Origin of the sequence: Mesorhizobium sp. M0968 (assembly GCF_040319065.1) — a bacterium.
Lineage (GTDB): Bacteria > Pseudomonadota > Alphaproteobacteria > Rhizobiales > Rhizobiaceae > Mesorhizobium.
Genome location: NZ_JAMYNL010000016.1, coordinates 17672 through 42452 on the forward strand (window position 1 = coordinate 17672; position 24781 = coordinate 42452).

Annotated in this window: 26 protein-coding genes and 1 tRNA gene; 12 read left to right on the forward strand and 15 right to left on the reverse strand. The window is 63.1% G+C overall.

Features of this window, described 5'->3' with window-relative positions; genetic code table 11:
* Positions 1 to 89: 89 nt before the first annotated feature.
* The 7 genes from NKH67_RS23340 to phnG form a co-directional block, all read right to left on the reverse strand.
* On the reverse strand, positions 90 to 707 hold the full coding sequence (locus NKH67_RS23340; RefSeq protein ID WP_352502608.1) for a DapH/DapD/GlmU-related protein: 618 nt from the start codon (positions 705 to 707) through the stop codon (positions 90 to 92).
* Positions 704 to 1411 (reverse strand): phosphonate C-P lyase system protein PhnL, encoded by a 708-nt coding sequence (gene phnL, locus NKH67_RS23345; RefSeq protein WP_352502609.1) that lies wholly within the window; start codon positions 1409 to 1411, stop codon positions 704 to 706. Before phnL ends, NKH67_RS23340 begins: the two co-directional genes overlap by 4 nt.
* A 175-nt stretch (positions 1412 to 1586) precedes the next feature.
* The gene (gene phnK / locus NKH67_RS23350; protein WP_352474089.1) at positions 1587 to 2363 is read right to left on the reverse strand and encodes a phosphonate C-P lyase system protein PhnK; all 777 of its coding nucleotides are present in this window, start codon (positions 2361 to 2363) and stop codon (positions 1587 to 1589) included.
* A complete protein-coding gene (locus NKH67_RS23355; protein WP_352502610.1) occupies positions 2360 to 3331 on the reverse strand; it encodes an alpha-D-ribose 1-methylphosphonate 5-phosphate C-P-lyase PhnJ in 972 nt (323 codons plus the stop codon). The genes phnK and NKH67_RS23355 overlap by 4 nt, the downstream gene beginning before the upstream one ends.
* On the reverse strand, positions 3328 to 4440 hold the full coding sequence (locus tag NKH67_RS23360; RefSeq protein WP_352502611.1) for a carbon-phosphorus lyase complex subunit: 1113 nt from the start codon (positions 4438 to 4440) through the stop codon (positions 3328 to 3330). The genes NKH67_RS23355 and NKH67_RS23360 overlap by 4 nt, the downstream gene beginning before the upstream one ends.
* Before the next feature lies 1 nt (position 4441).
* Positions 4442 to 5053 (reverse strand): phosphonate C-P lyase system protein PhnH, encoded by a 612-nt coding sequence (gene phnH / locus NKH67_RS23365; RefSeq protein WP_352502612.1) that lies wholly within the window; start codon positions 5051 to 5053, stop codon positions 4442 to 4444.
* Complete coding sequence (gene phnG, locus NKH67_RS23370; RefSeq protein WP_023675204.1) at positions 5053 to 5514, reverse strand: phosphonate C-P lyase system protein PhnG; 462 nt, start codon at positions 5512 to 5514, stop codon at positions 5053 to 5055. The genes phnH and phnG overlap by 1 nt, the downstream gene beginning before the upstream one ends.
* Before the next feature lie 135 nt (positions 5515 to 5649).
* Between phnG and phnF the strand changes: the two genes are divergently transcribed.
* A complete protein-coding gene (gene phnF / locus NKH67_RS23375; RefSeq protein WP_352502613.1) occupies positions 5650 to 6393 on the forward strand; it encodes a phosphonate metabolism transcriptional regulator PhnF in 744 nt (247 codons plus the stop codon).
* A gap of 18 nt (positions 6394 to 6411) precedes the next feature.
* Here the strand turns inward: phnF and NKH67_RS23380 are convergent, their stop codons facing one another.
* The 5 genes from NKH67_RS23380 to NKH67_RS23400 form a co-directional block, all read right to left on the reverse strand.
* Complete coding sequence (locus NKH67_RS23380) at positions 6412 to 7428, reverse strand: zinc-binding alcohol dehydrogenase family protein (protein ID WP_353031873.1); 1017 nt, start codon at positions 7426 to 7428, stop codon at positions 6412 to 6414.
* Positions 7429 to 7498: 70 nt separating this feature from the next.
* Positions 7499 to 8464, reverse strand: a complete 966-nt coding sequence (locus NKH67_RS23385; RefSeq protein ID WP_352448376.1) for an ABC transporter permease — start codon at positions 8462 to 8464, stop codon at positions 7499 to 7501.
* Entirely contained in the window at positions 8461 to 10014 is a 1554-nt protein-coding gene (locus tag NKH67_RS23390) for a sugar ABC transporter ATP-binding protein (protein WP_352456805.1), read from the reverse strand. The genes NKH67_RS23385 and NKH67_RS23390 overlap by 4 nt, the downstream gene beginning before the upstream one ends.
* A gap of 104 nt (positions 10015 to 10118) precedes the next feature.
* A complete protein-coding gene (locus NKH67_RS23395; protein ID WP_023675208.1) occupies positions 10119 to 11114 on the reverse strand; it encodes an ABC transporter substrate-binding protein in 996 nt (331 codons plus the stop codon).
* A 315-nt stretch (positions 11115 to 11429) separates the two neighbouring features.
* Entirely contained in the window at positions 11430 to 12935 is a 1506-nt protein-coding gene (locus NKH67_RS23400) for a UxaA family hydrolase (protein ID WP_352448374.1), read from the reverse strand.
* Between the two features lie 256 nt (positions 12936 to 13191).
* On the opposite strand from NKH67_RS23400, the gene NKH67_RS23405 reads away from it, so the two are divergent.
* From NKH67_RS23405 to NKH67_RS23440, 8 genes are all read left to right on the forward strand, one after another.
* On the forward strand, positions 13192 to 14094 hold the full coding sequence (locus tag NKH67_RS23405) for a GntR family transcriptional regulator (protein ID WP_352448373.1): 903 nt from the start codon (positions 13192 to 13194) through the stop codon (positions 14092 to 14094).
* Between the two features lie 119 nt (positions 14095 to 14213).
* A complete protein-coding gene (locus tag NKH67_RS23410; protein WP_352502615.1) occupies positions 14214 to 14570 on the forward strand; it encodes a DUF2946 family protein in 357 nt (118 codons plus the stop codon).
* 99 nt (positions 14571 to 14669) lie between these two features.
* Complete coding sequence (locus tag NKH67_RS23415) at positions 14670 to 15206, forward strand: copper chaperone PCu(A)C (protein ID WP_352502616.1); 537 nt, start codon at positions 14670 to 14672, stop codon at positions 15204 to 15206.
* 25 nt (positions 15207 to 15231) lie between these two features.
* Entirely contained in the window at positions 15232 to 15750 is a 519-nt protein-coding gene (locus tag NKH67_RS23420; protein WP_352502617.1) for a YcnI family copper-binding membrane protein, read from the forward strand.
* Between the two features lie 56 nt (positions 15751 to 15806).
* Positions 15807 to 17435 (forward strand): copper resistance CopC/CopD family protein, encoded by a 1629-nt coding sequence (locus tag NKH67_RS23425; RefSeq protein ID WP_352502618.1) that lies wholly within the window; start codon positions 15807 to 15809, stop codon positions 17433 to 17435.
* 294 nt (positions 17436 to 17729) lie between these two features.
* Positions 17730 to 19154, forward strand: coding sequence for an NADP-dependent phosphogluconate dehydrogenase (gnd, locus tag NKH67_RS23430; RefSeq protein ID WP_352502619.1), 1425 nt, complete (start codon positions 17730 to 17732; stop codon positions 19152 to 19154).
* A 406-nt stretch (positions 19155 to 19560) separates the two neighbouring features.
* Positions 19561 to 19791 (forward strand): hypothetical protein, encoded by a 231-nt coding sequence (locus NKH67_RS23435; protein ID WP_352502620.1) that lies wholly within the window; start codon positions 19561 to 19563, stop codon positions 19789 to 19791.
* 45 nt (positions 19792 to 19836) lie between these two features.
* A complete protein-coding gene (locus NKH67_RS23440; RefSeq protein WP_352502621.1) occupies positions 19837 to 21072 on the forward strand; it encodes a DUF3644 domain-containing protein in 1236 nt (411 codons plus the stop codon).
* Here the strand turns inward: NKH67_RS23440 and NKH67_RS23445 are convergent, their stop codons facing one another.
* Positions 21073 to 21438 carry a RusA family crossover junction endodeoxyribonuclease gene (locus NKH67_RS23445; protein WP_352502672.1) on the reverse strand — a complete coding sequence of 122 codons (366 nt, stop codon included), beginning with the start codon at positions 21436 to 21438 and terminating at the stop codon, positions 21073 to 21075. It abuts the gene before it with no gap.
* Positions 21439 to 21591: 153 nt separating this feature from the next.
* On the opposite strand from NKH67_RS23445, the gene NKH67_RS23450 reads away from it, so the two are divergent.
* The 3 genes from NKH67_RS23450 (at position 21592) to NKH67_RS23460 (ending at position 23095) form a co-directional block, all read left to right on the forward strand.
* A complete protein-coding gene (locus NKH67_RS23450; RefSeq protein ID WP_352502622.1) occupies positions 21592 to 22302 on the forward strand; it encodes a hypothetical protein in 711 nt (236 codons plus the stop codon).
* 164 nt (positions 22303 to 22466) lie between these two features.
* Entirely contained in the window at positions 22467 to 22616 is a 150-nt protein-coding gene (locus NKH67_RS23455) for a hypothetical protein (RefSeq protein ID WP_352502623.1), read from the forward strand.
* 62 nt (positions 22617 to 22678) lie between these two features.
* The gene (locus NKH67_RS23460; protein ID WP_352502624.1) at positions 22679 to 23095 is read left to right on the forward strand and encodes a hypothetical protein; all 417 of its coding nucleotides are present in this window, start codon (positions 22679 to 22681) and stop codon (positions 23093 to 23095) included.
* A gap of 201 nt (positions 23096 to 23296) precedes the next feature.
* Here the strand turns inward: NKH67_RS23460 and NKH67_RS23465 are convergent.
* Positions 23297 to 23371: transfer RNA gene (locus NKH67_RS23465), tRNA-Val, on the reverse strand.
* A gap of 154 nt (positions 23372 to 23525) precedes the next feature.
* Positions 23526 to 24575: a LacI family transcriptional regulator gene (locus NKH67_RS23470; protein WP_352502625.1), complete on the reverse strand. Its 1050-nt coding sequence runs from the start codon at positions 24573 to 24575 to the stop codon at positions 23526 to 23528.
* Between the last annotated feature and the right edge of the window lie 206 nt (positions 24576 to 24781).

Here is a 24781-nt window from a genome sequence, read left to right on the forward strand (position 1 = left end):
ATGGTGAATGGTGGCAAGAGAGGCTTCCCTAAGCCTCGAAACCTATTCGTCCCGCCATTCACTACTCACCATTCACCATTCACGATCCCTTAGCCGCCATATTTCTCCAGAAACGCCTCCGCCGACAGCTCCCGAAAATCGTCGAGCGCGGCGCGCAGCCTTGCATGATCCCAGTCCCACCAGGCGAGCGCCTGGTAGCGTTCCGCGGTGCGGCGGTCGAAGCGTTCGCGGATCGGCTTGGCCGGCACGCCGGCGACAATGGTGTAGGGCGCGACGTCCTTCGACACCACCGCGCCGGCGCCGACCGCAGCGCCGTCGCCGACGGTGACGCCGGGCAGGATAGTCGAGCCGTGGCCGAGCCAGGTGTCGTGGCCGATGGTGACGCGTTTGGCGCGGCGCTTGGCGAAGAATTCGCTCTCGTGCTCGGCGTCGTCCCAATAATCCGAGGCGCGATAGGTGAAATGGTGCAGCGCCGGCCGCCAGGTCGGATGGTTGGTAGCGTTGATGCGCACGCTTGCGGCGATGTTGGCGAATTTGCCGATCGTTGCGCACCAGACGCCGCAGTCCTGCATCATGTAGGAATAGTCGCCGAGCGTGCTTTCGGAAACCCGGCAGCGCTCGGCGATCTCGGTCCAGCGGCCAAGCGTTGAGTTCTCTACTTCCGCCGTCTCGTGGATCACCGGCGCCTCCGACAGTTTCCTCGTCATGCGGCAATTTTTCCGGCGGCGAAGGCGGTCACGTCGATGATACGGTCGGCCACCGCCTCACGCACGTCGTGGTCGTGGAAGATGCCGAGCAAAGCGACGCCCGCCGCCTTCTTGGCAGCGATCAGGGAAATCACCACGTCGCGGTTCCTGGCGTCGAGCGAAGCGGTCGGCTCGTCGAGCAGCAGGATCGGGTGCTCGGTGATGAAGCCGCGCGCGATGTTGACGCGCTGCTGTTCACCGCCGGAGAACGTCGCCGGCGGCAGCGCCCAGAGCTTTTCCGGCAGGTTGAGCTGCGCCAGCAAGGCACGTGCCTTGCCGTGCGCGACCTCGCGCTCCTCGCCGCGCTCGACCAGCGGTTCGGCCACGACATCGAGCGCAGAGACACGCGGCACGGTGCGCAGGAACTGGCTGACATAGCCGATGGTAAGCCGGCGCACGGCAAGCACGGTGCGCGGGCTGGCCGAGGCGAGATCGATGAGCCCGCCCTCGTGCTGGACGATGATCTGGCCTTCGTCGGCGGCATAATTGCCGTAGAGCATTTTCAGGATCGAGCTCTTGCCGGCGCCGGACGGGCCGCCGAGCACGGCGCATTCGCCGGCCCTGATCGCGAACGAGACACCGGCGACCACCTGCAGTTTGATGCCGTCGCGCAGATGCATGGTGAAGCTCTTCGCGACATCGGAGACAACGAGCGGGGTTGCCATCAGAGGGTTCTCCAATCGTCATTCGTCTGCGGGCCGGAGTACCCCCACCCGGACCTTCGGTCCGACCTCCCCACAAGGGGGAGGTAGGGCGCCGGCGTTTTACCCTCCCCCTTGTGGGGAGGGTCGCTGCGAAGCAGCGGGGTGGGGGTAGGTGCCAGGCAAATGCGTTCCATGGTCACACCTGCAGAATCGAGGAGACAAGCAACTGGGTATAAGGCGCGCGCGGATCGTCGAGGACGCGGTCGGTGAGGCCGCTTTCGACGACGCGGCCGTCCTTCATCACCATCATGCGCTGCGACAACAGCCGCGCCACGGCGAGATCGTGGGTGACGACGATGGCGGCCAGGCCGAGATCGGTGACCAGGCCGCGCAACAGATCGAGCAGGCGCGCCTGCACCGAGACGTCGAGGCCGCCGGTTGGCTCGTCCATGAACACCAGCCGCGGCCCGGTGACCAGGTTGCGGGCGATCTGCAGGCGCTGGCGCATGCCTCCGGAAAAGGCGCGCGGCTCGTCGTCGATGCGGTCTTCGTCGATCTCGACACGAGACAACCAGTCGACCGCCGTTTCGCGGATCCTGCCATAGTGACGGTCGCCGACCGCCATCAGCCGCTCGCCGACATTGGCGCCGGCCGACACCGTCATGCGCAGCCCGTCGGCCGGGTTCTGATGGACAAAACCCCAATCGGTGCGCATCAGGAAGCGGCGCTCGGCCTCGCTCATGCGGTAAAGTTCGCGAAACTGGCCGTCGCGCATCCGGTAGCTGGCGGTGCCGGAGCTGGGCAGCAGTCGAGTTGACAGGCAGTTGAGCAAAGTCGTCTTGCCGGAACCGGATTCGCCGACCACCGCCAGCACTTCGCCCGGCCAGAGGTCAAAAGTGACGTTCTCGCAGCCGACGCGCGAGCCGTAGAATTTGGACAGCGCCGAAACGCGCAGCAAAGGTTCGTCGGTCATTGCTTCTCCTTACCCTGCCCCTCGTGGGGAGGGTCGGCGCGTAGCGCCGGGGTGGGGGGTGAGGCGGTGGCAGTACCCCCACCCGCGCCTTCGGCGCGACCTCCCCACAAGGGAGAGGTAGGGGCGTTGCGCCGCTTCTCGCAATGATCGGTATCGGAGCAGACGAACATGTGGCCGCCATGGTCGTCGAGGATGACCTCATCGAGATAGACGTTCTCGGCCGCGCACAGTGCGCAGGGCTGGTCGAAGGTCTGCACCTCGAACGGATGGTCCTCGAAATCGAGGCTGACCACATCGGTGAAGGGCGGCAGCGCGTAGATGCGCTTTTCGCGGCCGGCGCCGAACAATTGCAAAGCCGGCGAACGGTGCATCTTCGGATTGTCGAATTTCGGCGTCGGCGAGGGATCCATCACATAGCGGCCCTCAACCTTGACCGGGTAGGCGTAGGTGGTGGCGATGCGGCCATGCCTGGCGATGTCTTCGTAGAGTTTTACATGCATCAGACCGTATTCCTCCAGCGCATGCATCTTGCGCGTCTCCGTCTCGCGTGGTTCGAGGAAGCGCAGCGGTTCGGGGATGGGCACCTGATAGACCAGCACCTGGCCGGCACTCAGCGGATATTCGGGAATGCGGTGGCGCGTCTGGATGATGGTCGCCTTGGCCGTCTCGGTGGTGACGGCGACATTGGCGACCTTCTTGAAGAAGGCGCGGATCGAAACCGCATTGGTGGTGTCGTCGGCGCCCTGGTCGATGACCTTGAGCACATCGTCCGGGCCAATGATCGAAGCGGTGACCTGCACGCCGCCGGTGCCCCAGCCATAGGGCATCGGCATTTCGCGCGAGGCAAACGGCACCTGGTAGCCGGGGATGGCAATGCCCTTGAGGATGGCGCGGCGGATCATCCGCTTGGTCTGCTCGTCAAGATAGGCGAAGTTGTAGGTGGCGATGTCCGCTGGTTGTGCACTCATTCCGCTGCCTCCCTCTTTTCTTCGGCCTTGCCGGCATTTTCGCGGGCATCATGCTCGGCGCGCATGCGGCGCACGAGGTCGAGCTCGGCCTGGAAGTCGACATAATGCGGCAGCTTCAGATGCTCGACGAAGCCGGTCGCCTGGACATTGTCGGAATGCGAGATGACGAACTCCTCGTCCTGCGCTGCGGCGATGACATCCTCACCCAACTCCGAGGCGCGCAGCGCGCGGTCGCATAGCGCCATGGCCATGGCCTTGCGCTCGCTCTGGCCGAAGACGAGGCCATAGCCGCGGGTGAATTGCGGCGGCGCCTTGGCCGAGCCCTTGAACTGGTTGACCATCTGGCATTCGGTGACGCGGATGCTGCCGAGCGGCACGGCAAAGGGCAGTTCCGGCACGTCCAGTTCCAGTTCGACCTCGCCGATGCGAACCTCGCCGACGAAGGGATGGTTGCGCGCGTAGCCGCGCTGGGTGGAATAGCCGAGCGCCAGCAGAAACCCCTCGTCGCCGCGCGACAGCGCCTGCAGGCGGATGTCGCGCGCCATCGGGAATTCGAGCGGCTCGCGGGTGATGTCGCCGGGGGTATGATCCCCAGGCATGTCGCCGTCGGGCTCGATCAGGCCTTCGCGGGCGAGGATGGCCGAGACGCGCGGCATGGCTTCCGCCTCGCCTGCGCGCTGCTCCGGTTCGGCGACATCGCCGCCGGCGGCGAGCTCGGGATCGAGCAGGCGGTGGGTGTAGTCGAAAGTCGGGCCGAGCAGCTGGCCGCCGGGCAGGTCCTTGTAGGTCGCCGACACCCGTCGCTCGACCAGCATCGTGCCGGTGTCGATCGCCCTTGTGTAGCCGAAACGCGGCAGCGTCGTGCGATAGGCGCGAACCAGGAAGATCGCCTCGATCATGTCGCCGCGCGCCTGGACGATGGCGAGTGCCGCCAATTCCCGGTCGTAGAGCGAACCTTCGCTCATCACCCGGTCGACGCCGAGCGCCAGCTGCTCGACGATCTGGTCGAGGCGAAGTGCGGGCACCGAGCGGTCGCCGCGCCGGCGGTCGGCGAGCAGTTTGTGGGCGTTGCGAATGGCCGCTTCGCCACCCTTTACCGCGACATACATCCTATGCCTCCATCGTCTTGATGCGCGTCGTGCGCGGCAGGCAGGCAATTGCTTCGGACGTGGCGAGGATGATGTCGACGCCACGCGGAAAACGCTGGTTGTTCTGCTTCCATTGCTCGACGAAATGGCGCGGCATTTGCGCCGGCGCGATCGTCGCCGTCTTCTCGATGCCCGGGCCTTCGAGCAGCAGCGGAGCGCCGGAGACAAGATCGCTGACCTCGAGGATCAGCGTCGTGGAGCGATCGGGATAATCCTGGGTGCCTTGCGAAAACCCGTCGAGCGCCATCATCTCGGCCGGCGTGGCGATCAGCGCGAAATGCGCGTCGGCCGGGGTGTTGGCCAGCGGCGCGCCGGTATGAAAGCCAAGCCAGGATTTCACCGTCGCTGAAGCCTGCAAGGCGTGGTCGAGCCAGAGCGGCGTGTCGTTATCGCACAGCGCCAGCGCAACGGCCCCGGCGGTGGCCGACAGCGGCACCGGGGGGTGGGCGAGGGCCGGCAGCGGCTGCACACTGCCTGGCCGCGCCATCGCGTCCATCACGGCACGGAATACGGTCTGGGCATTGAATACCGGATCGGCGAAGCCGCCTTCAATGGATTGAGTGGCGATATCCATCAGTCTTCTCCGCGCACCATGGTGAAGAAATCGACCTTGGTCGCCGCCGTCTCGGCGCGGCGCTGTTCACGCGCCTTGGCCAGTGCCGCTTGCAAGGGCGCAACGATCCTGATCTCGACCTCATTGCGGTGGGCCGGGTCCTGCCACAGCGCATCGGCGATTGCCGCCAGCCTTGCCTTCTGCTTGTCGCGGCCGAGCGCGTAGCAGTGGCCGACATGGCCGGACGCAAGCCGCACCGTGGCACGGGTGACCGTCGCCTCGCCGACATTGAAAGGGGCACCACCGCCGCCGATGCGGCCGCGCACCGTAACCAGGCCGGTTTCGGGGCCACGCAGAAGTTCCGCTTCGCAAGGCAGGCCGGCTTCGTCCCAGAGGCGGACGATGTCGTCGCCGGCCGATTGCGCCAGCGTCGCCATCACGGCCTTGCGCTCGGCCTGCTCTCGCGCTTCCCGTCCTCGCATGGCCGGTGCTCCTCGTCTGCCTTCATTTGTCTATTGATATAGACAACTATACAAATTATATCCATTATCTAGCGCGTGTCCATGACGGGCACGTGACACGGACCAAAAGATCGGCGCGAGGAATTGGGGCGGGAGATGATCGGACGAGCCAACAGCATCGAGCGGCGCAGCGGTGTCGCGCTGTGGCGGCAGATCGCCGACCAGATCCTGCATTCGATCGCCGCCGGCGATTTTCCCGAGAATGCCGCGCTGCCGCCGGAGATCGCGTTGGCCGGACGCTATGGCGTCAACCGCCACACGGTGCGTAGCGCTATCGCAGCGCTGGTGCAGGAGGGTGTGCTCAGGGCGGAGCAGGGGCGCGGCACCTTCGTGCTGTCGCGCAAGCGGCTGTCTTATCCGATCGGCGCCCGCACCCGCTTTTCCGAGGGATTGCAAGGACAGGCGTCCGAGCGGCATATCACCTTGCTCGCGTCATCGATCGAGCCGGCCAACCGTCGTGTCGCAGAGGGCTTAGGCCTTGCGACGGGGGCCGATGTGATACGCCTGGAAACGCGCGGCGAAGCCGATGGAATGCCGGTGTCCCGCGCGGCCGGCTGGTTCGATGCCAGGCGCTTTGCCGGCATCGATGCCGCCATGGCGGAAACCGGTTCGATCACCGCATCGCTGGCACGTTTCGGCATCGACGACTATCTCAGGCAATCGACCGTGCTGTCGGCGCGCCATGCCGATGCCGCCGATCTTGCGGACCTCGAACTGCAGCCCGGCGCCATCGTGCTGGTGACGGTCGCCGTCAACGTCACGCCCGACGGTCAGCCGATACAGTTTTCGGAGTCGCGCTTCCCGGCCGAGCGGATCGAGCTCAAACTGTCGGCGCTCTGAGATGCGGCAGCCCTGGCATCATCCGACTTGAATGACGGCCTTGATCAGGCCGGACTTCTCATGCGCCCAGCGGGCGAGGTCGTGCGGCGTCTCGCCAAGCGTGGTGCGGTGGGTGACCAGCTTTGCCAGCGGCAGCGCGCCGTTGCGGATCGAGGCGGCGACATGATCGAAATCGACACCCAGGGCGTTGCGGCTGCCGATCAGCATCATCTCGCGCTTGTGGAATTCGGGATCGGAAAAGGCGATGTCGTCCTTGACGACGCTGACCAGGACCAGCGCCCCGCCGTGCGCGACATGGGCGAAGGCCGACTGCACCGACCGGGTGTTGCCGGTGGCATCGAAAACCACGTCGAAGCCGTCGCCGCCGGTTGCTTCCCGCACCAGGTCGGCAGCGGCGCCCCGCGAGACGTCGAGGGTCGCGAAGCCGAGTTCGTTTTCGGCAAAACCAAGCCGTTCAGCACTCATGTCGAGCAGCGTCACATCGAGCCCGGCGATGCGGGCGAACAGCGCCGTGCCGAGCCCGATCGGACCGGCGCCGATGACCAGTGTGCGCGCGCCTGGATCAGCGAGCGAACGCCGCACGGCATGGGCGCCGATCGCCAGGAATTCGACGGCGGCGGCATCGGCCAGCGACAGGCCGTTTGCCGGATAAAGATTTTGCGCCGGCACCAGGATCTGCTCGCACATGGCGCCGTCGCGGTGGACGCCGAGCACCTCGATCCTGACGCAGCAATTCGGCTTGCCTTGCCGGCAGGCGATGCATTTGCCGCAGGCGAGATAAGGATTGACGATCACCGCTTCGCCGACGGCGAGATCGACGTCCTCGCCAACCTCGACCACGGTGCCGGAAACCTCGTGGCCCATGATGCGGGGATACGCGAGGAACGGGTGCTTGCCTTCGAAGATGTGATAGTCGGTGCCGCAGATGCCGACATGGCTGACGGCGACCAGCGCCCAGCCGGTGGGGGGCGCGCCAGGCGCCGGACGATGTTCGAGGACAAGTTCGCCGGGCGAGCGGCAGACGACGGCTTTCATGCTTCAATCCAGTCGGTTCATGGCACCGCCGGCCCTGCTGTCGCGAGGCCGGCGGTTGTTGGGAGGCAGTCTATTTGCCGCGGCGGCGCAGCCCGTCGAAATAGACGATGACGATGATCAGCACGCCGGTGATGATGCGCTGCCAGAAGGCGTTGACGTTGAGCAGATTGGCGCCGTTGTTGATGGTGGCAAGGATGAAGGCGCCGAGCAGCGGTCCGTGCACGGAGCCGACAGCGCCGAACAGCGAGGTGCCGCCGATCACCGAGGAGGCGATCGCCTGCAATTCCCAGCCCTCGGCCTGCGTCGGATTGCCGATGCCGATGCGCGACGCGAGCAGCACGCCGACGAAGGCCGCACACAGCCCCGACAGCGTGTAGGCCATGTAGATGGTGCGCTGGACGTTGACGCCTGACAGGCGCGACGCCTCGGCGTTGGAGCCGACCGAGAACAGATAGCGGCCCCAGCGGCTGTGGTGCAGGAAGATGTAGGCTGGGATGCCGACCAGGATCACCATCCAGAACAGATTGGGGACGCCGGCGAAGGAACTGCGCGAGAACGTCTGGAAGGCGTCGTTGTTAATCGAGATCGAGTTGCCGTTGGTCATCAACAGACCGATGCCGCGCAGCGAGGTCAGCGTTGCCAGGGTGATGATGAAGGGCGGCAGGCCCATCTTGACGATGCCGAACCCATGGAACATGCCGATGGCGACGCCGACCAGCAAGGTGATCAGGATGGCGAGGAAAACCGGTGTGCCGGCGTTGATCAGCATCGCGACGATGACGGTGGCGAAGCCGACCACGGCGCCGACGGAAAGGTCGATGCCGCCGGTGATGATGACGAAGGTCTGGCCGACCGCCAGGATGGCGATCATCGACCCTTGCCGCAACAGGTTGGAGATGTTGTTGGCGGAGGCGAAGCTTGGCGTCGCCACCGACAGGATAATCCATAAAAGAACCAGCAGCGCCAGCAGTGTCAGCCCGAACAGGGCGTTGTAGTTGCGTTTCGGCCTTTCGGCAGCGATCGCCTCGGTGCTCATATCCGTCCTCCCGGTTTTTCTTGTTTCTCGGCCAGCGCCTGGGTGAGGATCTCCTCGTGGTCAGCGGTACGAAAGCCGTGCGTGGCCACCAGCTTGCCGCGCCGGAACACGTGCAGCGTGTCGGCGAGTTCATAAACCTCGGGCAGGTAGGACGAGATCAGGATGATGCCGGCTCCCTTGGACAACAGCGCGCCGAACAGGCGGTAGATCTCGGCCTTGGTGCCCACGTCGACGCCGACAGTCGGCTCGTCGAAGATGAATAGCTTGGCGCCATGGGCGAGCCATTTACCGATGACGATCTTCTGCTGGTTACCGCCGGACAGGCTGGAGGCCAGCGCGCCGCGCGTCGGCGTCTTGATGCGCAGGTCGGCGATCTGGCGATCGGCTTGCGCCTTTTCCTGCGCGCGGGAGATCAGCAGATTGCTGGAGATGCGCTTGTAGATCGGCAGATTGAGGTTGAGTCCGACCGGCAGGTTGAGGCAGAGGCCCTGGTCGCGGCGGCTTTCCGGGGCCAGCGCCATGCCGAGCCTGATCGCGTCATGTTCGGAATTGACTTTGACCTCCTTGCCCTCCCAGAGGATCTGGCCGGCCGATTTGCGGTGCCGGCCATAGAGCGTGGTGACGAACTCGCTGCGCCCGGCGCCGATCAGGCCATAAAGGCCGACGATCTCGCCGGCGCGGACGGACATCGAGACATTTTCGAAACCCTTGCCGGACAGGTTCCTGGTTTCGACGATGGTCGCGCCGGGGGTGAAATGCTCCTTGTGGTAGACCTGCTCGATCGAGCGGTTGATCATCATCTTGACCAGCTCGGCGTCATTGGTCTCGGCAATGTTCCTGGTGCCGACCAGCGTGCCGTCGCGCAGCACCGAGACGCGGTCGGCGAGCTCGAACACTTCTTCCATGCGATGGCTGATGTAGATGATGGTGACGCCTTCGCCCTTCAGCCGGCGGATCAGCGTGAACAGCTGGTCGGCCTCCTTGCGGGTAAGATAGGCGGTCGGCTCGTCGAAGATCAGGAATTTAGTGCCGCGCACTGTGGCGCGGGCGGCGGCGATCAACTGCTGCTGGCCGATGGTCAGGTCACCCAGCATGACATGCGCCGGCAGGTCGAAGCCGAGATCGTCGATGATCTTCTGCGCCTGCCTGACCATCGCCCGCTGCTGCAGGATGCCGAAGCGGGAATCCTCCTCGCCGAGGAACATGTTCGCGGCGACGGTGAGATGGCGGCACAGGACGACTTCCTGATGCACGGCATTGATGCCGAGCGCCATCGCCTCATGCGGCGTTGCCAATGCGGCAGGCTTGCCCTCCCAGATGACGTCGCCGGAGGTGCGCGGCATGACGCCGGTCAGAAGCTTGATCAGGGTGGATTTGCCGGCGCCGTTCTCGCCGACGATGGCGTGGATCTCGCCGGCCTTGAAGGCGAGATCGACCGGCTTCAGCGCATGGGTGCCGGGATAGCGCTTTTCCAGCCCGCGGAGTTCGAGGATGGTCCTGCCCGGTTCCAGCGTTGGGGCCGGATGGAGTTCCTGCGCCGTCGACATCATGACAATCCTCCCAGATTGGCCCCCAAAGATTGGCCTCGCGATTGGCACGAGTGGGATGTTTCCGGGGCGAAAAGGCCCCGGAAACAGTTCACTTGAGGCTATGCTCAGTCGAGCTTCGGGTTGAGCAGCGCGTCGATCTTCGGATCCTTCATGTTGGCCTTGGTGACCAAATTGGCGCCCGTGTCGACATTGGCCTCGACCTTCTCGCCCTTCGAGGCGGCGAGCGCCGTCTTGATGCCGTCATAGCCCATCCGGTACGGATCCTGGACGACGAGAGCCGAAATGACGCCGTCGTTGAGGAACTTGATCAGCTTCTCGTCGCTGTCGAAACCGACCAGCCCGACCTTGCCGGCAAGACTGTTCTCGGCGATCGCCTGGCCGACGCCCTGCGCCATGATCAGGTTGGAGGCGAAGATGCCCTTGAGGTTGGGGTTGGCGGTGATCAGGTCGGTGGCGATGTTGAGGCCGGTGGTGGCCTGGCCGTCGGCGTATTTGTCGGCGACCAGCTTGAGGCCCGGATATTTGGCAGCGAGCTGTTCCTTAAAACCCTGGGCGCGCTGTTCGAGCGAGCCGGCGCCCGGAAGAGCGGTGATCAGGGCGACGTCGCCCTCGACCTTGCCGCCATTGGCTTCGCCGATGGCTGCGGCAAGGCCGTCAGCGGCAACGCGGCCGCCCTGGATGTTGTCGGTGGTCAGGAACGAGGTGAAGGCCTTGGAGTCGGCGCCAGAGTCGATACCGATGATCTTGACCTTGGTGGCGGCCTCGTCGATCGGCTTGCCGAGCGCCTTGGCTTCGGTCGGCGCAATGACGACGGCCGCCGGGTTGCCGGCGACGGCATTTTCAAGGATCGAGATCTGGCCGTTGACGTCGGTCTCGGCCTGGGCGCCAAGCTCCGGCACGTTGACGCCGAGGTCCTTGCCGGCCTTGCGGGCTCCCGCCAGAACGATCTGCCAGTAGAAGGACGTGGTGTCCTTGACGATGATCGGAATGGTCGCGTCGGCCGCGGATGCCGGGGCCGAGTGCATCACGCCGGCAAGCATCGAGGCGGCTGCGAGTGCCACGAAGGCGCGGCGATTGAGAATGCTGGTCACGAATTTCATTAGGAGTCCTCCCTAAGTCGCCCGGTGAATGTTACGGAAGCTCCATTCGGATGGCGCGGCCCAAACGGAACTTTATCAATAAAAAACATTTACCGCATTTTGATAGTGCATCACCTCGGTCGGCGCAAGCGATGTTTGATGGCCGCTCGAATGGCTGGGCGGGAAAGCTTGCTCCCTCGGAACTCCGCTGCCAATCTCCTCCAATATGTCACATGGAATATTAATTCCATCATACAGTCAATATGGAATGTTCATTCTTTTTCGGGGTGTACGAACTGTGACACCTGGCAATCACGTCAGGTGTTTGCGACCGGCTTAGAGCGTCGCTCCGAGGTGCCACGGCACGAACTCGTTGTCGCCGTAGCCGAACTCTTCGCTCTTGGTCTTGCGGCCCGAAGCCGTCTCGACGATCAGTTCGAAGATCTCGCGGCCCATGCCGGCGATGGTCTTTTCGCCCGAGGCGATGACGCCGCAATTCACGTCCATGTCCTCTTCCATCGTGTGATACATGGTCGAGTTGCTGGCGACCTTGATCGACGGCGTCGGCCGGCAGCCGAAGCAGGAGCCGCGGCCTGTGGTGAAGACGATGACATTGGCGCCGCCCGCCACCTGGCCGGTGGCCGAGACCGGGTCGTAGCCGGGCGTGTCCATGAACACCAGCCCGTGCCCGGTGACCTTTTCAGCATAGCCGAAGACGCCGTTGAGCGGCGTCTGGCCGCCCTTGGCGACCGCGCCGAGCGACTTTTCCAGGATGGTGGTCAGGCCGCCGCGCTTGTTACCCGGTGAGGGATTGTTGTCGATCGATGCGCCATGCTTGGCGACGTGGTCTTCCCACCATTTCACATAACCGTCGAGCTTGGCGGCGATCTCGGGGGTTGCGGCGCGATAAGCGAGCAGGTGCTCGGCGCCGTAGATCTCCGTCGTCTCGGAGAGGATGCCGACACCGCCGACGCCGGCCAAAATGTCGACCGCGGCACCCAGCGCCGGATTGGCGGTGATGCCGGACATGCCGTCGGAGCCGCCGCATTGCAGGCCGACGACGATCTCGCTGACCGGGATCGGCTCACGCTGAAGCTTGCCGACCTCCTCGGCGATCTCGGCCAGCACGACCAGCGCCTTCTCGACCGATTTGCGCGAGCCGCCGGCTTCCTGGATGTTGAAATGACGTTTTCCCGCGGCAACGCCCTTCTGGCCGTAGAGGGTGAGCTGGTTGACCTCGCAGCCGAGCCCGACCATCAGCACACCACCAAAATTCGGATGACGGGCGTAGCCGGCCAGCGTGCGGTGTAGCACCATCATGCCGTCGCCGGTGGCGCTCATGCCGCAGCCCTGGCCGTGGACGATCGGGACGAAGCCGTCAATGCCGGGATATTGCGGCAGAAGGGTGCGGTTCGCGGCGTCGGCGATGGCATGGCAGACGGTGGCCGAGCAATTGACGCTGGCGAGAATGCCGACGAAGTTGCGCGTGCCGGCGCGGCCGTCGGCGCGGCGGTAGCCCATGAAGGTGCGGGCGCGGTCGGCCTCGGTCGCATGCACTGCCTCGCTCGGCGGCACCACCGGCAAACGCCCGCTTTCGAAGACCAGATTGTGCGAATGGACATGCTCGCCGGGCGCGATGTTTTGCGTGGCGCGGCCGATCGCCTGGGCGTATTTGACCACGGCCTCGCCGGCCGCAATCGGCTTGATCGCCACTTTGTGGCCCGGCTCGATCACTGCGGCGGCGACGGCGCCGCCCGGCAGCACGGTGCCGATCTCGATGCGGCCATTGGCGACCGCGACATTGTCGGCGGGAGACAGAAGAATGCTGTTTGCGGCGTTCACGGGAGCTTCCTGGGTGTGTTCCTGGGTGCGCGAGCGGATTGACACGCGGCTCTTAACATATAATGTCTTTTATCGTGAAAAAACATTTTTGCGTCAATTGTTTTTTCGCCAGAGCGCGACGCGTCTTTTGGATGCGAGAAGTAGGCTCTACAACCAAAACTAGCGTTGCGCATGATGTTTTCCGAAAAGGTACCGGTTTCATGCGCGAGAAACGCTTCACACTGGCCGCAAACGCAGATGCGCCACGGGGCAGGGGATGTCGAAGAGCAACAACGTTTACAAGGACGCCTATAATCGCGGTCTGAGGCTGCTCGACGAAACCAGGAGCCTGCCTTCGGAGCCGGAGCTGGGTACGCTGCTCGGCGTCAGCCGCACGACGGTCCGCACTATCCTTGCGCGCATGGAAGAAACCGGGCTGATCGATTGGAACAAGCGCAGCAAGACGGTCCTGCGCGAACCGCGACCGGACGATTTCTTCCCCGAGGAAGAAACCGACACGCTGGCCGAGATCATCGAGCGCTCCTTCATGCGGCGGCTGCTTGCCAGCGGTGCCGAAGCCGGCATGCAGATCAACGAGCTCGAACTGGCGCGTGAGATCGGCGTCGGCACCACCAGCGTGCGCGAATTCCTGATCCGCTTCTCGCGCTTCGGGCTGATCGAGAAGCGCCGCAACAGCCACTGGGTGCTGAAAGGCTTTACCCGCGCCTTCGCGCTGGAGTTGACCGAAATCCGCGAGATGTTCGAACTGCGCTCGGCCGCAGCCTTTGCCGCTCTGCCCGAGGACAGCCCGGTGTGGGCCGACCTCGACCGCCTGGAAGACGAGCATCACCGGCTGGAGCGCGAGATCGCCGTGCGCTTCAACGAATTCTCCGAGCTTGACGAGCGCTTTCACCGGCTGATCCATCGGGCGTCGCACAACCGCTTCATCGTCGATTTCTACGACGTCATCGCCATGATCTTCCACTACCACTACCAGTGGAACAAGGCGCAGGAGCGCGAGCGCAACGAAGTCGCGGTCCAGGAGCATCTCGCCTATATCGCCGCGCTCAAATCGCGCGATCTCGCCAAGGTCGACGCCGCCTGCCGCAAGCACCTGAAATCGGCCCGCCACACGCTGCTGACGTCCATTCCCGAGGGCAGGCAGCCGCAACGCGCGTGATTGTGTTGCGTTGCCGCAGCAACGTTTTGGCGATTTTCCGGCCGCCGGCTCCGTGCTAGAGAGCTGACGTTGCTGCGTGAAGAGGCTGGTTCTTGACCATACGCCGGAGACGATGGAGCATGCCGGTCGCGTTCGCCGCGGCCTGGCTTTTCATGCTCCAGTCGATATTCGGCGCGTTTGCTTCCGGCGTCGCACCCAACGCCTCGCAATTCGATGCTTTCGGCAACACGATCTGCACCCATGACGGTGCGGCGCAACTCCCCGCCGGCGATCCGCATCAGCAGCACATGCCGGCTTGCTGCATGCTTGGCTGCAATCTCGTTTCGGCGGTCTACGCGCCACCCGATGCCGCCGGGAGCCTGGCTCGCAGCCTTTCCGTCGAAACCATCGCCTTTATCCTGCCGGCCTTCCGGCATCGCGATTTCGCCCGCGCCCGGACTCCGTCCAATCCCCGCGCACCACCGGCGACGGCCTGATCCGTTCTGGTTCGCGCCGCGCAACGCTTTGCCGGCGCGTTTATCGACATCGTTCGCGACCGGCCATCGGCGCGATCCCCTAAAGTCCACGGAGCAATCATGTCTCACTCTTTTCGCGCTGCCGCATCCAGCCGCAGGCGCTTCGCACTGGGTCGTTTCGAGCAGCGTCTCGGCGTCGCCCTTTGCGTTCTTGCCCTCCTGTTCGCTAGCGCCCAGACGGTGTTGGCACACGAGTTCAAGCTTGGCGATCTCGAGATCGGGCACCCCTGGTCGCGCGCCACACCAGCCGGCGCCAAGGTGGCCGGCGGCTACTTCACCATCACCAACACCGGCGGTGCGGCGGATCGCCTGCTGTCGATCACCTCCGACATTTCGGCCAAGGCCGAACTGCACGAGATGGGCGTCAGCAATGGCGTCATGACCATGCGGCCGGTCACCGGCGGCCTCGAAATCCCGGCTGGCGGCAAGGTCGCGCTGGCGCCTAACGGCTATCATTTGATGTTCATGGATTTGAAGCGGCAGCCCAAGGAGGGCGAAACGTTCTCCGCCACGCTGACCTTCGAAAAAGCCGGGCCTCTGCAGATTGAATTCGCCGTGCAAGGCATCGGCAGCGCGGCGCCCCAGGACGACGACTGACTTGGCCGCTTCGAGAGGTACCATCATGAAGAAATCTCTTTTGCCCGGCTGCGTGCTTCTTGTCCTCGGGACCAGCGCGGCCTTTGCCCACATCACGCTCGAAACGCCGGAGGCGGCGGTGGGCTCGACCTACAAGGCGGTTCTTCGGGTGCCGCATGGCTGCGAGGGCAAGGCAACGACCGCCGTGCGCGTGCAGATCCCGGAAGGGGTGCTGTCGGTCAAACCGATGCCGAAGCCGGGTTGGACGCTGCAGGTCAAGAACGGCAAATACGAGAAGTCCTACCAGCTCTACGGCCAGGCAGTGACCAGCGGCGTCAAGGAGGTCGACTGGAGCGCCGGCAGCCTGCCGGACGAATTCTACGACGAATTCGTCTTTCGCGCGACACTGGCGACGGATCTGCCGGCAGGCCAGATGCTGCATTTCCCGGTGGTGCAGGAATGTGACGGCATTGCAGATCGCTGGATCGAGGTTCCGGCGGCCGGGCAGGCCGAGGACGCGCTGGAATTTCCGGCGCCCGGCCTCAAGCTGCTGCCGAAGAAATGACCCTTACGCGGCGCGCTCTATCCGAAAGAGCGCGCCGCTGTCTTTGTGGCGGTGACATGAGCGCGGCATCCATCCTGCGAACGGCCTGCACAACCGGCCGGCTTGCCATCGGCCTGCTGGCTGCGATTGTGCTGCTTGCCACCATTGCCGCGCCAAACGCAGCCTTCGCCCATGCGGCGCTGATCAAGGCCGAGCCGGCTGACGGTGCGGTGCTGGCGCAGAGCCCGTCGCAAATGTCGCTGACCTTCAGCGAGCCGGTTTCGCCGCTGGTGCTGACGCTGGTGCGGCCCGATGGGACGTCGATCCCGCTGAGCTCTTTCCGGCTCAGCGGCCAGACCGTCGAGATCGATAATCCGCAGGCGCTGACGTCGGGCACGCATGTGCTGAGCTGGCGGGTAATCTCCGCCGACGGGCATCCGGTCGGCGGCTCGGTGCTGTTCTCGGTCGGTGCGCCGAGTGCTGCGCCGGCCGCCTCCGAAGCTGTCGACCGGGCGCTTCGAACGGCGATCTGGATCGGCAAGGTTTTTCTATACATTGGCCTGTTTTTCGGCGTCGGCGGTGCCTTTGCGCTGGCCTGGCTGGCACAGGGCGGCCGATCCGGCCAGCGCCTGATCGTCGCCGCGATCCTGTGCGGGCTGGCCGCCGCACTTTTGTCGCTCGGTTTCCAGGGGCTGGATGCACTCGGCGCGCCGCTTGCCCGGCTGGCGCAGCCGGTCATCTGGCAGACCGGGCTTGGCACCAGCTTCGGCTGGACGGTGCTGATCGCGCTGATGGCGCTCGGCCTTGGCCTGCTATCGCTGGTCGTGCCGCCCGCCGACGCAAAGCCGCTGGCCTTGGCCGGGCTGGTTGGCGTTGGCGCAGCACTTGCCGCCAGCGGGCATGCCAGTGCCGCCGAGCCGCAATGGCTGACCCGGCCGATGGTGTTTCTGCACGCCACTGGTATCGCGATTTGGTCCGGGGCGTTGGTGCCGCTCGGTCTTGCCTTGAAACGGCAGCCGGACAAAGCCGGGCCGTTGCTGCGCCGGTTTTCACGAGCGATCCTGTTCGTCGTGGCGGTGCTTGCGGCAGCCGGCATCGTGCTCGCCGTCATCCAGGTGCAAACGCCGTCGGCGCTGGTCCATACCGCTTACGGCCGGCTGCTGCTGCTCAAGCTGGTGCTGCTCGTCTTTCTGTTCACGCTCGCCGCCGTCAACCGCTTCAAGCTTACGGCCCCGGCTGAGGCGGGCGAAACGGAAGTCCAGCGGCGACTGGCCCGCTCGATCGGCATCGAGGTGCTGATCGTGGTCGCGATCTTCGGCATCGCCGCCGGTTGGCGCTTCACGCCGCCACCGCGCGCGCTGGCGATCGCCGCCGCACAGCCGGCATCGGTGCATATCCACACGCTGCAAGCGATGGCCGACCTCAGCATTGTGCCCGGCCATACCGGGCTTGTTGCCGCTTCGATCTTCATCATGACCGGCGATTTCGGCCCGCTCGACGCCAAGCAGGCAACGCTGGTGCTGTCAAAGCCCGATTCCGGTGTCGAGCCGATAAAACGCCCGGCGACGAGGCTTGGCGACGGCACCTGGCGCGTCGACGATCTCGTCATTCCGGTCTCCGGCCGGTGGACGGCGCGGCTCGATATCCTGGTCTCGGATTTCGAGATGGTGAAGATAGAGGCGCCGATCGATATCAGGCCGGAGTGACGCGCTGATAGTCAGGTGATGCCGGCCTGCAAATGGCGGTATCCTGCGCTTCCGGTGCTCACGTACTTAAGTACGCTCCGCTCCGGTTCTCGGAAACCACCTGTTTGGTCGCTTACGCGCCCGTCTTCGACCCCGGCTCGGCCTGACCTGAAGCTCAGCACGCCTCAGGCTGCAAGACAATTCGGCGAGGCGGTTGACGCGGCCGCGAACCCCCGTCAATCATCGCCATCAAGAATGGGCGTCCAACCCAATCGCGGGCTCAAACCAACAAGATCCGAAAGCAGGGAAGAAACGATGGAAAAAGCCGAAATAGGCCTGATCGGCCTTGGCACGATGGGCTCCAACCTGGCGCTCAACATCGCCGAGAAGGGGCACCGCATCGCCGTCTTCAATCGCACCGCGGCGCGCACCGATGCCTTTGTCGAAAATGCCGGCGCGCTTCGGGATAGGGTGGTGCCCTGCTACAGCCTCGAAGAACTGGCCGCCGCGATCCGGCCGCCGCGGCCGATCATCATCATGGTGCTGGCCGGCAAGCCAGTCGACGAGCAGATCGCGGCATTGCGCGGCGTGCTGTCGGCCAACGACATCGTCATCGACGCCGGCAATGCCAATTTCCGCGATACGATGCGTCGCTTCTCCGAGCTTACCGATTCGGGCCTGACCTTCATCGGCATGGGCGTGTCCGGAGGCGAGGAGGGCGCACGCCACGGTCCCTCTATCATGGTCGGCGGCACCGAAGAGTCCTGGAAGCGCGTCGAAAAGGTGCTGACCGCGATCTCGGCCAAGTTCAAGGGCGAGCCTTGCGCGGCGTGGCTTGGCACCGACGGCGCCGGCCATTTCGTCAAGACCATCCACAACGGCATCGAATATGCCGACATGCAGATGATCGCCGAGATCTACGGCATCTTGCGCGACGGGCTCGGCATGGGGCCGAAAGAGATCGCCGAGGTGTTTTCCCAGTGGAACACGGGCAGGCTCAATTCGTACCTGATCGAGATCACCGCCAAGGTGCTGGCCGCCGACGATCCCAAGACCGGCAAACCGGTGGTCGACATCATCCTCGACCGCGCCGGCCAGAAAGGCACCGGCAAATGGTCGGTGATCGAGGCGCAGCAGCTCGGCATCCCGGCCACCGCGATCGAGGCGGCCGTGGCGGCACGCGTGCTGTCATCGATCAACGACGAGCGGCTTGCCGCCGAAAAGGTCTATGGCGGCGGCGTGAGCAGGATTTCCGGAGACAGGGACGCCCTGCTCGCCGATCTCGAGCTGGCCCTGTTTGCCGGCAAGATCGCCGCCTACGCGCAAGGCTTCGCGGTGATGAGCGGCGCGTCGAAGGAATTCAACTGGAACCTGCCGATGCCGGTCATCGCCAAGATCTGGCGGGCCGGCTGCATCATCCGCTCGCAATTGCTGGATACGATGGCGGAGGCCTTCGGCGGCGGCGGCGCAGCCACCAACCTGTTGATGGCGCCGGCTTTCGTCTCATTGATGCAGGAGGCACATCCGTCGCTTCGCCGTGTCGTCGCAAGGGCAGCCGAAGCCGGCTCGCCGGTGCCGGCCCTGTCATCCGCACTTGCCTATTTCGACAGCTACCGGCAGGGCCGCGGCACTTCGAACCTGATCCAGGCGCAGCGCGATTTCTTCGGCGCGCACGGCTTCGAGCGCATCGACGGGCAGGGTGCGTTCCATGGCCCGTGGGGAAGCGGCGCGGCGGGTTAGCGCCGCATTTTGGTCACTGCAAGTTGCGCCAGAACATCCAAAAAGCCGACGATGTCCGCAGGGATCTCGTACATGACGCAAGCGCCTGCTGGGAGCACCGCGCGACTTCATTGCATCGATGTTGACAGCGTAGATCTGGGCCTTAACGCTTTGTTCTGAATGATGCCGCCGATGCCTGTCTTATGATCCAAAACTGACCGTTCAAACGAGCCGCCCCCAGCAAAAGGCTCAATTTCAGGAGTTTGCGCAGAGCCTTCCCGAAAAAAGAACGCGCCGCTTTGAAGCGACGCGTAAGAGTGGGAAGAGCGGCAAGATCTAGCGAGCTGTTCCGCGCTTACACCGAGCAACAAATCTCAGAGTTTGAGGCCGATGGATTTGATTGGGCTCTGATGCTGGGCGTGCCCTAATGGTCAAGATGGGCTTGAACAAGAAGGGCAAGGTAAAGGTTCAGGGCACCAACCGTTTGCAAAAGAACCTGACGGCTCCCGTATCCGCATCGCTTTTGGGGTCACGTATGGGTATCTTTTCGGCGAGCGCTATGACGTTCAGCATTCGCTTTTCATGTATTCCGCTCGTATTAAGCGCGGGCTTACTTCAACTTCTGGAAACACAGCGCTACACTGCTCCTGGAATGTAATTCCGTCATTCAGCGACTTGGGGGAGCATGATGGCCGGAGGAGGATTGACTGCTCTTGAGAAGAGCATCGTCAAGGCATTGTTGGCCAAGGGAGAGCGCAACCAGGATATCCACGCGCTCATCAACTACCAGCGCACGCCAACCGTCAATTTTGGCCGTATTTCCGGGGTCAAAAAAGACAAGAAGATTGTCCCTGCTACCGACGAGCAGGTTGATTTCTATAAAAAGAGGAAGCAGTCCTTCGATCCCGTCACCGGCCTGAATCTGTACGACGACGAGCGGTTGATAAGGGCGCGTGAGGCAATGATCCTTGCCGTCACCATCTTCAACAGCAGCACCTACAAATTCAAAACCGGCATGTTTGCCATCCTTGCGAACATCGCGTGGACGTATCTTCTCCATGAGTTCCATCAGCGCAAGGATGGTTCGATACTAAACGCTGACGGAACCACCCTCGCCCTGAGCCATATGCTCAGCAGGGCCGACTGCCCGCTCTCCAAGGGCATCAAGAACAATCTGGCGACCATCAAGGCCATTCGGGACGAAGTCGAACACAAGCTATTGGGGCGCAGCGATCCGCGCTGGCTATCGGTATTCCAGGCCTGCTGTCTTAATTTCGATAAGACAATCGTTGAGTGGCATGGTCCGCGGTTGAGCCTTCAGAACGAGATCTCCGTGGCGCTGCAATTCGGCAAGCTCCAGATCGATCAGGCCGCTCAGTTGCACCAATACGACGTGCCGCAGCATATCGCCGCGTTGGATGCAGCGCTGACAGCCAATCTGACCGAAGACGAACTGAATGACCTCGAATACCAGTTCAGGGTTGTCTACACATTCGACAGCGCATCAAAGGGGAGCGCGCATATCCAGTTCCTGACACCGGAATCGGCGGAAGGCAAAAGCGTTCACAACGTCCTGCAGAAATACAAAGTCTCCGACGAGCTTTATCCTTACAAGCCCGGCGAAGTGGCAGCCCTTGTCAGCCGCAAAGCTGATTGCCGGTTTACGGTCAGCGACCACACCGACGCGTGGAGGAAGCACAAGGTCCGCCCTGCAAAGGGGGACAAGACCAACCGGACGTATTGCATCTACCACAAGGCCTATAACAGCTATACCTATAACGACGCGTGGGTGGACCTGCTCGTGAGCGAGTTGCCGAAGCCGAGAAGACCGTCCAGATTTGACGACAACAACGACCTGTTTCGCGGTGCTACCAAAGCGGAGCCGGTGGCCGTCGCCCCGGCTGCCCCCGCCGTCAAGACGAGACAGGATCGATCATGATCACGGTCCGGTCGCTTTCTCCGTGTTTTTTGTGGCCCTAAAATCCACCGCTTGGTCGTCATCGTTCCATGCGCCCGCGCCAGTGAGCGCGTCGCAGATTGACTTCACCCTGTTGTCCAGATCCCCGCGGGCCCATCCGCCTTCCAAGCGGGCCTGCCGTTGCTTTTTGCTGTCGCTCTTGGGCGGAAGCTCCACACATTCAATCGTAATGCTCAGGAGCCCAGCATATTGCGTGGTGACCTGCCTCCTAAGGTCAGCTTCTGCCTGCTTCTTCCAGGCGGTGTATGTCTTGGGGTAATGCACGCCCCAGCATGTGATCCTTGGCCGGGGACACGGTGGAGTCTTGTAGGGCAGATAAAATTCCAGTCACAGGATTATGTGGGAAAGCCCAGTTCCTGACCAGAGATTTGCGGCAGACCGTGTATAAAGGCAGGCGGGACAGCTTGGGAGAGTGCTTTGGCTACAAGCCCTTCGGGAACTCTTGAAATATCGGTCGATGGTGCTTGGGATATACAGGACTTGTTTCACCTGTCCGAGAGCCTGACTGAGAGCTACGGCTATTTTCTGCCGCTGGTGGTGGCCGACGACGACACACGAGCTCAGCTGCATTCCATCGTCCAGGCGCAGTTCTGGCGCGGCGACATCGAGACCCGGCGTTTTGGCCTGTTTCTCTATCGGCAGATCCCGAAGGGCGACGGCTTGCGCATCAAGTCCTTTAACTATTCCTCGCCAGGAACGTTGGTGCTTGTGGGTGTATTACCCGCCTTGTTGCTCGCCGCGCGCGTAGCCCGCGCATGGGTGGACGCAGCGGATAAGCTGTTCGACCTATATGCCAAAATCGACAAGTATTTCCTGAAGCGGAAGAAGCTGGTCAAACCGACGCGCACAACGGAGATAGACGACCAAACCGGGCTCGACTTGGACGAGGCCCGCGATTTGGTTTTCCAGCTATCCGCCTGCCTTGGCTTTGATGAGGAATCGACAGAGCGAATTATTGCCATGGTCGGTAACCCGGTATCGTCCCTCAAATTCATGGTTGCGATGTGCAATGAGTCCCGGAAGCTTTCTGCACTGGAGAGGGAAGGCCTGCTGAAGCTCCCCAATGTGGGCACACACAACATCAAGGTACTGCCGCCGGTGAAGGCGCTGGACGGGCGCCCGAACACCCGCAGTGGCGTGGTGGTGGAGACCCGCAGGCGGCGTAAGGTCAAGAAGCCTGATACTGCTTGACCTTCTTCCGCCACTTCTCCCACCAGCTGCCTTTGCCGCGATCGAGCGCATAGTACGTCTCGCCACCGAACTCCTGCGCCAACCGTGCTCACCAACCTCATCAAGCAGTTTCACCTACTCCCCGATGTCTCTGGTGGGGTGGTCGAGACGACCGAAGCCTGACCATGGACCAGCTTTCGTTCATACAGGCCCTTGAGCCGAAACGGACGGAAACTGCGCCGCCGACTAAAATTGAGCTTTTGGCCGCTGGGCTGAAAGCGCAACGAATGAGTGTGGTCGACCGCGAGGAATTCCTCACCCATCAAATCGAATAACCAATTGACAGACCTCCGCCGTACTACTATTTCTGCTGGAATTTTTCCTAAGGAGAAATGTGATGGTTTCGATTGAAGTGGACTTCGATGTGTACAAAGCGCTCACCGGCAAACGCGCCACTGAGGCGACAACCTACAACGACGTAATCCGTGACCTGCTGAAGTTGGGCGCAAATGCCAAGGATACGCCCTCTTCGAAAGTCGTGGCGGTTGTTCCTACGTCGGCAAGCGGCCTTATTTATAAGGGAGTTGAGTTTCCGGAGGGGACGCTCTTCAGAGCAACCTACAAGGGCCAGACCTACACTGGCCAGATTCGAGGTGGTGTCTGGATTAACGGTGATGGAAAACGCCAAAACAGCCCTTCGGAAGCGGCCTATAGCATCACCCGCAATCACGTGAACGGGTGGCGCTTTTGGGAATGTAGGCGCCCATCAGATACGCGCTGGCGTTCGATTGACGACCTCCGGCCACGCAAGTAAGCTTATCAGCGTTCGTGGCTAGCGCCACCCCCACTCCGCCCACCCAATAGGGCGCATGCAGTAGAGAACCGGGGCCAGGTTTGCGGCTATTTCGGTCAGATTGTGCACTTGCCGGAGAGGGTGGAAAAGCGTTACGCGCCAGTCGTCAGTTTCGAGGATTTTCGTCGGGGCCAATTTATCCAACGTTTGTAGGTAGTTGGATGGTGGGCGATGCAGGGATTGAACCTGCGACCCCACCCGTGTGAAGGGTGTGCTCTCTCTTTAGGCCAATTGCCCTTGAAAAACACTCATGGGGTCCAAACGCCAGTGACCGGCCCTGAGCGTCATCATACCGTAAGCTGCCAGTCCGCTCTCGGCCCCAAGGTTGCCAGTCAGCAGCGCGCATTGGAGCCGGATGCCATTCAATCTGAACATATCCCGCTCTAAACACTTACTCGGGGCGGCGATAGGCCTGCACTTCGCCCGGTTCGCTCAGGCTCTGCAGTGAGCCGGGTGCGGCGCCGCCGATCCAGCCCAGCACCGAGCGGGCGAGTTCGGCGCCGGCCAGCCGGAAATTCTCGTTGACGACCAGCAATTCGCTGCGAAACAGGTGCAGAAGCTCCGACGATTGTTTGGACACCACATCGACATCGCGGCCAAGCTTGAGGCCGGCGTCTTCGATGCCGGCGACGATGGCGAGCGTCGCGGCGGCGGCGCTGCTGATGAAACCGTCCGGGCGGCTTTCGCGGCGCATCAGCTGCGCGGTCCGCATTCTGATCTGCTCGATCGAATGATCGATCGAAACGGTGTTGAACGGAATCTCGCTGGCGCCGACCTCGCTCAGCGCATCGGCAAAGCCTGCGAGCGTGTGGCCGTGATAGGTCAGCTCGACCGGCGGCGCCAACAGAGCCAGGCGGCGGCGGCCGAGGCCGGCCAGATGGCGCACTGCCTCGGCTGCGAAAGCGTAATTGTCGAAATCATGGTAGGGATGGATCAGCCCCATATCGGTGCGGCCATGCGTGGCAAAGGGGATGCCGCGCTCCAGCATATAACGGGCCCTCGGATCGTTTGGCTGCGTGCGCGAAATGATGACGCCGTCGGCTGAACCGGTTTCCACGAGGTAGCGGATCGGGTCGAGCGGATCTTGCGAGCGCGAGTAGGGTGTCACGATCAAATGGTAGGGCGTGTCGGCAATGACTTCGGAAACGCCGTAGATGATATCCGAGACAAAGCTCATGATCTCGTGCTCGGTGTTGAGCACCAGGCTGATGACATTGGTCTTGCCGGTGCGCAGGCGGACGCCGGCACGGTTGGGCCGATAACCGATCTGCTTGGCGACAAGCTGGACGCGCCGCCTGGTCTCGGCGCCGATCTCGGGCGCATCCTTCAGCGCGCGCGACACGGTGGTGACGCCCAGCCCGGTCATGAAGGCGAGCGTCTTCAATGTCGGCCGGCCTTGGCCCGACGCTTCGTCGGCCTTCTCTTTTTGATGCCTGTTCATTCATCCCGCCCCGTCAGGCGCATAGCAGTTGCCGGGCAGGCCGGCAATCGGCCGGCCGCAGGTACGCCGCGGGCCCTCACCGAATGAAACCGCTATATACTGAAACGTTACAGATTGTCACGACCATCGCAATATCACTGGTGACAGATGCAGAACGAGCGGTGCGGCAGTCGGTGCAAAACCGTGATTGGAACGGGCTTTTCCGA